The 6,985-nt window shown below is 65.0% G+C and carries 5 protein-coding genes; 1 reads left to right on the top strand and 4 read right to left on the bottom strand.

Annotation, left to right across the window (positions count from 1 at the left end; all coding sequences use genetic code 11):
- Nucleotides 1-78: 78 nt before the first annotated feature.
- A complete protein-coding gene (gabT, locus tag C9J87_RS18845; protein WP_036491904.1) occupies nt 79-1,395 on the bottom strand; it encodes a 4-aminobutyrate--2-oxoglutarate transaminase in 1,317 nt (438 codons plus the stop codon).
- 117 nt (nt 1,396-1,512) lie between these two features.
- On the opposite strand from gabT, the gene C9J87_RS18850 reads away from it, so the two are divergent.
- Nucleotides 1,513-2,409, top strand: a complete 897-nt coding sequence (locus C9J87_RS18850) for a LysR family transcriptional regulator (RefSeq protein WP_010831387.1) — start codon at nt 1,513-1,515, stop codon at nt 2,407-2,409.
- A gap of 40 nt (nt 2,410-2,449) precedes the next feature.
- Here the strand turns inward: C9J87_RS18850 and C9J87_RS18855 are convergent, their stop codons facing one another.
- The 3 genes from C9J87_RS18855 to C9J87_RS18865 all read right to left on the bottom strand — a co-directional run bounded on the left by C9J87_RS18855 (nt 2,450) and on the right by C9J87_RS18865 (nt 6,687).
- On the bottom strand, nt 2,450-2,884 hold the full coding sequence (locus C9J87_RS18855; protein ID WP_036489974.1) for a GlcG/HbpS family heme-binding protein: 435 nt from the start codon (nt 2,882-2,884) through the stop codon (nt 2,450-2,452).
- Between the two features lie 139 nt (nt 2,885-3,023).
- Nucleotides 3,024-5,189 carry an oxidoreductase gene (locus C9J87_RS18860; protein ID WP_107706302.1) on the bottom strand — a complete coding sequence of 722 codons (2,166 nt, stop codon included), beginning with the start codon at nt 5,187-5,189 and terminating at the stop codon, nt 3,024-3,026.
- Nucleotides 5,190-5,337: 148 nt separating this feature from the next.
- Entirely contained in the window at nt 5,338-6,687 is a 1,350-nt protein-coding gene (locus tag C9J87_RS18865) for an NAD(P)H-binding protein (protein WP_084622748.1), read from the bottom strand.
- Between the last annotated feature and the right edge of the window lie 298 nt (nt 6,688-6,985).

The following is a 6,985-nucleotide window of genomic DNA, read 5'->3' on the forward strand; positions in this document are numbered from 1 at the left end:
TCTGCTGGTGCGCTTGGGCGACGGTTGCGACGGCGGGCGGTTCGGAACCTAGGATCCCGTCAGCGGCGGTGATGGCCATCACGACACGACCTCGGCGAAGGCTGTCTCGATGACGTCGAATGCCTCGTGGAGCTCTGCGTCGCTGATAGCGAGCGGGGGAAGGAAGCGAAGGACGTTCCCGTACGTCCCACAGGTCAGCACGATGACGCCTTGCTGGTGTGCGTACACAGCCACCTGCTTGGCGATGCCTGCGTCAGGTTCAGTCGTCCCGGGGAGGACAAGCTCAGCTGCGATCATCGCTCCCCGGCCGCGGACGTCGCCGATGCGGTTGTCTCGAGTACGCAGCTTGTCGAGCCGATCGAGGATCAGACGCTCGACCTGGGCGGCGCGCTCCAGCAGGTCGTCCTCGACGATGGTGTCGATGACAGCCAGCGCCGCAGCGCACGCCAGCGGGTTGCCTCCGTAGGTGCCGCCGAGTCCTCCAGCGTGCACGGCGTTCATCATCTCTGCTCGTCCCGTGACGGCGGAAAGGGGCAGTCCGCCGGCGATGCCCTTCGCACTCACGACGAGGTCCGGCACGACCCCGTCGTGCTCGCATGCGAACATCTTGCCGGTGCGGGCGAAGCCGCTCTGCACCTCGTCCGCAACGAACACCACGCCTTCGCGCCGGCACCAGTCCGCGAGACCGGCGAGAAATCCGGGAGCAGGGACGATGAACCCGCCCTCGCCCTGGATGGGCTCGATGACAACGGCTGCGAGGTTGCCCGCGCCGACCTGCTTCTCGATGACATCGATCGCGCGCTGCGCTGCTGCCGGTCCGTCGACGCCTGAGTCACGGAAGGGGTACGACAGAGGCGCGCGATACACCTCGGACGCGAAGGGGCCGAAGCCGTGCTTGTAGGGCATGGACTTGGCGGTCATGGCCATCGTCAAGTTGGTGCGGCCGTGGTACGCGTGGTCGAAGGCGACCACGGCTTGACGGCCGGTGTGGGCGCGGGCGATCTTGACGGCGTTCTCGACTGCTTCCGCGCCTGAATTGAAAAGGACAGTCCGCTTGTCGTGGTCGCCGGGGGTGAGCTGGTTGAGGCGCTCGGCGACCTCGACGTACGGCTCGTAGGGGGTGACCATGAAGCAGGTGTGAGTGAAATCCTCGACCTGACGACGAACGGCGTCGACGACGCGTGGTGCGCTCGAGCCCACGGTCGTGACGGCGATGCCAGAGCCCAAGTCGATCAAGACATTGCCGTCGACGTCCTCGACCGTTCCGCCCTGCGCGCGAACGACGTAGACCGGCATGGTCGTTCCGACTCCGTCCGCCACGGCGCTTGCCTTGCGCTCCGCAAGCTCGATCGAGCGCGGGCCGGGCAGGACGGTGAGAAGGCGGCGGGCAATCATCGCGGCAGGTGCGTGGGTGGTCACCGAATCAGCGTGCGGCAGTATCGGCCATGTCGTCCAATGCCATTTTGGCTGCACGGGTATGCGTGCGGCGCATATGCGTGAGAGGCTTGCGCCGTGGAGTTGCGACTGCTCGAAACCTTCCGCGCCGTCGCGCGTCTCGGCACCATTTCGGCGGCAGCGACCGAGCTGCTAACTTCGCAGCCTGCCCTGTCGCGCCAGATTCAACAGCTCGAGCGTGACCTGGGCCTCGCTCTCTTCACGCGCGCAGGCCGTCGGCTGGAACTCACCGCGGCGGGACGGCGCTTCCTGGCAGCCGCCGACTCCGTGGTTGCCGCCGTGGACGGTGCCACGTCACTTGCTTCCTCCCTCGCCGCCGGTCAGCTGACGCGCGTACGCATGGCGGCCCCCACCACGACGTTGTCGGACGTGCTGGCTCCATTCCTGGCCGAGCTGTCCCCTGACGATCCGCTCATCACCGTCGAAGAAAGCACCTATTCGCAGGCCCTTGCTGCCGTCGGCACGCGCGTCGACATGGCGATACTGACTGCACCACCACCCCGGGAGCTCGCCAGCCTGCTCGTGGCAGAACTTCCCGTGTGGGCCTACGTCTGTGCCGATCATCGGTTGGCCGACCGCGCCCAAGTGGCCCTCGAGGACCTTGCCGCGGAACGCTTGATCCTGCTTGACCAGAGTGCTCGGCCCCGGCGACTGCTCGATGACGCCATGATTGCCGCAGGCCTCGCCCAACACGAACCCATCGAATGCGCCCACCCGCAAGTCGCGCAGGCGCTCGCAGCCGCTCGGCGCGGAGTCGCAGTGCTGTCGGACGACCCGCGATTCGATCTCGTACCAGTGGCGATCCAAACACCCGGTGGTCGCCTGACCATCAACCTGCACGCAGCCTGGGACCATCAGCACCACGCGGCGGCCGAGCTTCGAACTCTCGCCGACCGGCTCCGGTCGTTCTGCGCCGGGCGCTATGCCAATGTCAACAACGGAGCTGTGGGCTGAAGCCCGCTCTTGGGTACCGGCGCGAAGACGTTCCGTCGCGTCATGCCCGCGCGCCGCGGGGTTTGAGGCCCGCTGCGGCGATGGCTTCCATCGCCACGGCTTCGTCGTTGTCGGACGTGTCGCCCGAGACTCCGACGGCTCCGACGAGCTGACCGCTGGAGTCGTCCACCAGGACGCCACCCGGCACGGGGATGACCCTGCCCTCCAGTGCCGCGGTCGCCGATGCGACGAACTGCGGCTGCAGTTCGCCTCGCTCCATGATCGCGCGCGAGTTCATGCCCAGCGCCAGAGCACCGTAAGCCTTGCCCCTGGCGATCTCGAATCGACCGATGGGCGAGAAGTCCGATCTCTCCGCCACCACGACGTGCCCTCCACTGTCGAGCACGACGACCGTGAGCGGGCGCAGGTGCAGGCGGTCTGCCGCCCCGTGGACGAATCGTGCGATCCGCCGGCCGGTCTCTAGCGACAAGGTCATCTCGAGTCCTTCATGTTCTGCAGTCGAATCACCCGCGACCATGCCCAGCCAGGACCGCCTCGTGCCCATGCGCAGCCGAATGAGGCGGCGGTGATCGTGAATGGTGCATGGAGACATCCAGCGGAGTCGTGCTCGAGCGTCATCGGTGCGTCGTCTTGGACACCGGCGTGAGCGGCAGCACGTGCCGCAGGACGCCGTCGTAATCCTCTTCGCGCCAACCCAGGATGCGCTGCTCGCGGATGAACGGGAGCGGGGTTGCCGGGTCGGACGTGTCGATCTCACGGCCGAGCCTGTGACCGTCGAACACCGCCTCGGCGATGACGCGCGGCTCGACGCAGTCGCCGATGCGTAGCACCTGCGTGATCCCGGCACCGCTCAGACGTTCCTGGTCGGCTGTCAGCTGCTCGTAGAGGTCATTTCGGGACCGACGCTGTGTCACTAGCACGACAGAGTCGACGGTCCAGCTCACCTCGGTGGCTGCGTGGTAGACGTTGTGTCCGGTGACCTTCCCCGGCTCGATCCTGCTGAGCGAGTGACTGGTGACGAGCTGCACTCCGAGATCGAGCAACGCATGCATCACGTGCCCACCTTCGTCAGTGTGGAACAGGTAGGACCCCACTTGGTCGGCGGGGGTCACGAGGGTGACCTCCTTCCCCTCGATCGCAAGCTTCTGCGCGAGACTCGATCCCATGAAGTAGCCCTCACAGTCGTAGACCAGAACTCGATCACCGTCGACAGCCCGCTTCTCGAGCATGACGTCTTCTGGCGTGAACACCATGGACGGATGCATGTCGGCACCGGGGACGGGAAGGTGGGTCATCGGGCTGGTCCCCGTACGGTCCCAGTTCGCGCCCGTAGCAATGACGACCGTCGAAGCCCCGTAGTCCAGGACGTCTTCGACGTCGAAGTGCTTTCCGGTGAGCACGGTGACGTTCGACATCTTCGTCAACTGCGCTTCGCGGTACTCGACCACTCGTCGCCAGGTTCGCATCCCGGGCAGTTGTGACACCCAATTGACGTGGCCGCCGATCTCCGACTCGGCTTCCGCGAGATGGACTGCTTCGAAACCCCGCTCGCCGAGTACGCGTGCACATTCCATGCCGGCAGGTCCGGCGCCGATGATGAGGACGGGGTCGCCGGCACTCTCGGACGGGTTGAACTTCTCGGGATGCCAGCCGCGGCGGTACTCCTCACCGACTGTTGCGTTCTGGGTGCAGACGATACGGCCGCCGCCGTTGTTGAAGCGCGAGACGCACATGTTGCAGCCGATGCATTCGCGGATGTCTTCTGCTCGACCCTCGCGGATCTTGTTGGGAATGAACGGGTCGGAGATAGCTGGGCGCGCCGCACCGATGATGTCGATCACCCCGTCGCCTACCGCTCGGGCCATCAATTCGGGATCTGTGAACCGTCCGACGGCCGCGATGGGCTTCTTGGCGTAAGGCCGGACTTGCTCGATGTAGTCCCGCTGCCAGAACGGTTCGAAGAATCGTGAGGAGCTGACGTCGTCCTCCAAGTGTCCGACTTGCATGTCCCAGAGGTCGACGATGTCGTCGAGCATCTCGACTACGCCCACCCCGTCGTCGCTGACCTTGAACGCCCTGTCCGTGGTGTCATTGAAGGAGTCCAGACAGAACCCGGCCACGATGGCGCAGTCGTCGCCGACCGCTTCGCGCACCTGCTCCAGCGTCTCTCTCCAGAACCGTGTCCTGTTTTCGAGTGAGCCGCCGTACTCGTCGGTGCGATGGTTCCAGTAGCGCCACAGGAACTGGAGCGGGAGGGAGAACCCCTCTCGTGCGGCAACCTGGATCAGGTCGAATCCGACGTCTCGAGCGCGAACAGCTGCATCGACGTACGACTTCTGTATGCGACGGATGTCTGACTTGTCCATCGCGTAGCAGGAGTGGCCTGACATGGCACTCGCGACCTGAGATGGTCCACCGGCGGGCAGCCGCGTCACGTAACCGGTGTGGTCGGCACCCATGTACACCAGCTGGACACCGGCCAGGGCGTCGAACTCATGGACGCGTTCGACCATGAGACGCAGGTTGGCTTCGTCTCGTTCATCCAGAAGCCGCGCTTGGACCCACGGCGAGTCGTCGCTTTCGGCGTCGACCGCGCAATACTCGGTGTTGACGGCTGCCCATCCGCCCTCTGCCCGCATCCCGCGCAGGTATGCCTGTGCGCCCGGGTACTCGACGCCCAGGCCGGAACAGTGCGGAGCTACGTAGAACCGGTTGCGGAAGGTCTTCGGCCCAACGCGGATCGGTTCGAACAGTGGTGCATGGCGGGGGTCCATCGTCATCTCGCCAACTTACGATCAGTGGGCGGCCGCACCTTTCACGGAGACGGCTAAGTCAGGGCCTGCAATGTCGGTCATCTGACAATGGCTTTTCGACCGCGCCGAGGAGTCGTCCCGGGTCGTAGACGACTCGCTCGGGCAGCGCAGATGTTCATGTAGAGACGCGTTGGACAGCCTTCTCGAATGCTGTGGGATCGAAGTACGCGTGCTCCGAACTCACTTTCCCGTCCACGATGGTGTCGACCAACGTGGCGTACCAATGGACCGGTACCCCTTCCGCCGGGGCACCGGGGCCCACGTATTGAGCTCGGCACGACAGCTCACCGACCACATGTGACTCGGTCGCCACGACTGTCACCAGTTCCGTGTCTACCTGTCCGCGGGCGAACAGAGCGTTGTAGTCGGACACGTGGCGCCTGAATGCGGCTTTGCCCAGAACTGGGGCGTCAGGAAACGGCATGTCCGTGTAGACCATGTCGTCTGCGAAGCAGTCGAGCAGCGCGTCGAAGTCACTGCTGGCCCACGCGGCAACTAGCCGCCTGAAGAGGGCCTCGTTGTCGGTGGCGACGTCTACTCGTGTGTTGATGCCGCTGTTGTCCGCGTCGAGGTCACCAGTACGTCGAAGGTCTCGTGCATGGTCGGCCAGGAAGGAGTCGATGTGGCGAGGCGGGTGCCCGACAATTCGTTCGACGTCGCCCGTGACGTTCGCGGTGTGTCCTTCGATGATGCTCTCGACGATCCGGGTCAGGTACGCGATGGTGTCCTCGTCGAACCCGTCACGGCGCATACGACTCTCGGCTTCGGCCACGGTTTCCTCGACGCCTAGCACGGGTGTGCCCGCGGCGGCGGTGATGCGTTCGGCGAGTTCCTTCAACGTGAGCGCTTCCGGGCCGGTCAGGTTGAGTGCCTGGCCGATCGAGCCGCCGCCGATCAGCAGTTCGACGGCTACCTCGGCGATGTCGCGAACATGGATCCAGGCGGTCGCCGAACCGCCGGTGGTCATCACAATGATGCCGTCGTCGCGGACCATCGGTCCGAAGAAGTCGTCGTCGATGATGTCCTGCATGAACCAGCTCGGACGGAGAATCGTCCACTGGAGATTCGTGGCCTCCACCGCCAGCTCGACCCGGCGCTCCGTTACGTCGTCAGAGCGGGTGTGAGTAGCGCATTCGGAGAGCAGGACGAGCCGTCGCACGCCTGCGTCTTCCATCGCTCGCAGGAACTCAGTCACGATCTCGACGACGTCGTCGGACTCAGGCTTCACGAGGTACACGGCATCGACACCGACGAGAGCCGGCTCCCAGGTCGAGCCGTCGTGCCAGTCGAACCTAGTCGGGACACCATGCCCACCAGAGAGCTCGTCCGGATTGCGTGAGGCTGCCTTGACTGAGACTCCGCGCGAGACGAGCCCCGACGCGACGTATCGTCCCGTCTTGCCGCGTGCGCCGATGACCAGAATTTGACTCATGATGGGCCCTTTCGTCGTGCCTGCGATGTTCATGCGCGACACGATTCGTGCGATCGGTAGTGGTCAGTCGTCATGGTCGTCGGTATCAGGTACCGGCGGACCGGGCGGCCCCGGCGGCTTGGGCGGAGGCTCAAGCTGCTCGTCATCACCTTGGGTACTCGCGTCTTCGACCTGAGACATCGTTCCTCCTAGGGGTGGGGGAACGACAGTGCCTTGACTGGCGTGCGCAACCTTTGAGTTGAGTCCCCGATAGTGGTGTAGCGCGGTCGCTGAGTTCGTCACCGGCGTGTACGCCAAACGCAGACGCGGCCACCGCGCGATCCTTCGAGTC

The organism is Nocardioides allogilvus (assembly GCF_003047285.1).
GTDB classification, from domain to species: domain Bacteria; phylum Actinomycetota; class Actinomycetes; order Propionibacteriales; family Nocardioidaceae; genus Nocardioides; species Nocardioides allogilvus.

Excerpts from the sequence above, each read along its gene's own strand:
- gabT (WP_036491904.1), bottom strand. The coding sequence starts at position 1,395 with ATGATTGCCCGCCGCCTTCTCACCGTCCTGCCCGGCCCGCGCTCGATC.
- C9J87_RS18855 (WP_036489974.1), bottom strand. The coding sequence starts at position 2,884 with ATGACCTTGTCGCTAGAGACCGGCCGGCGGATCGCACGATTCGTCCAC.
- C9J87_RS18860 (WP_107706302.1), bottom strand. The coding sequence starts at position 5,189 with ATGACGATGGACCCCCGCCATGCACCACTGTTCGAACCGATCCGCGTT.
- C9J87_RS18865 (WP_084622748.1), bottom strand. The coding sequence starts at position 6,687 with ATGAACATCGCAGGCACGACGAAAGGGCCCATCATGAGTCAAATTCTG.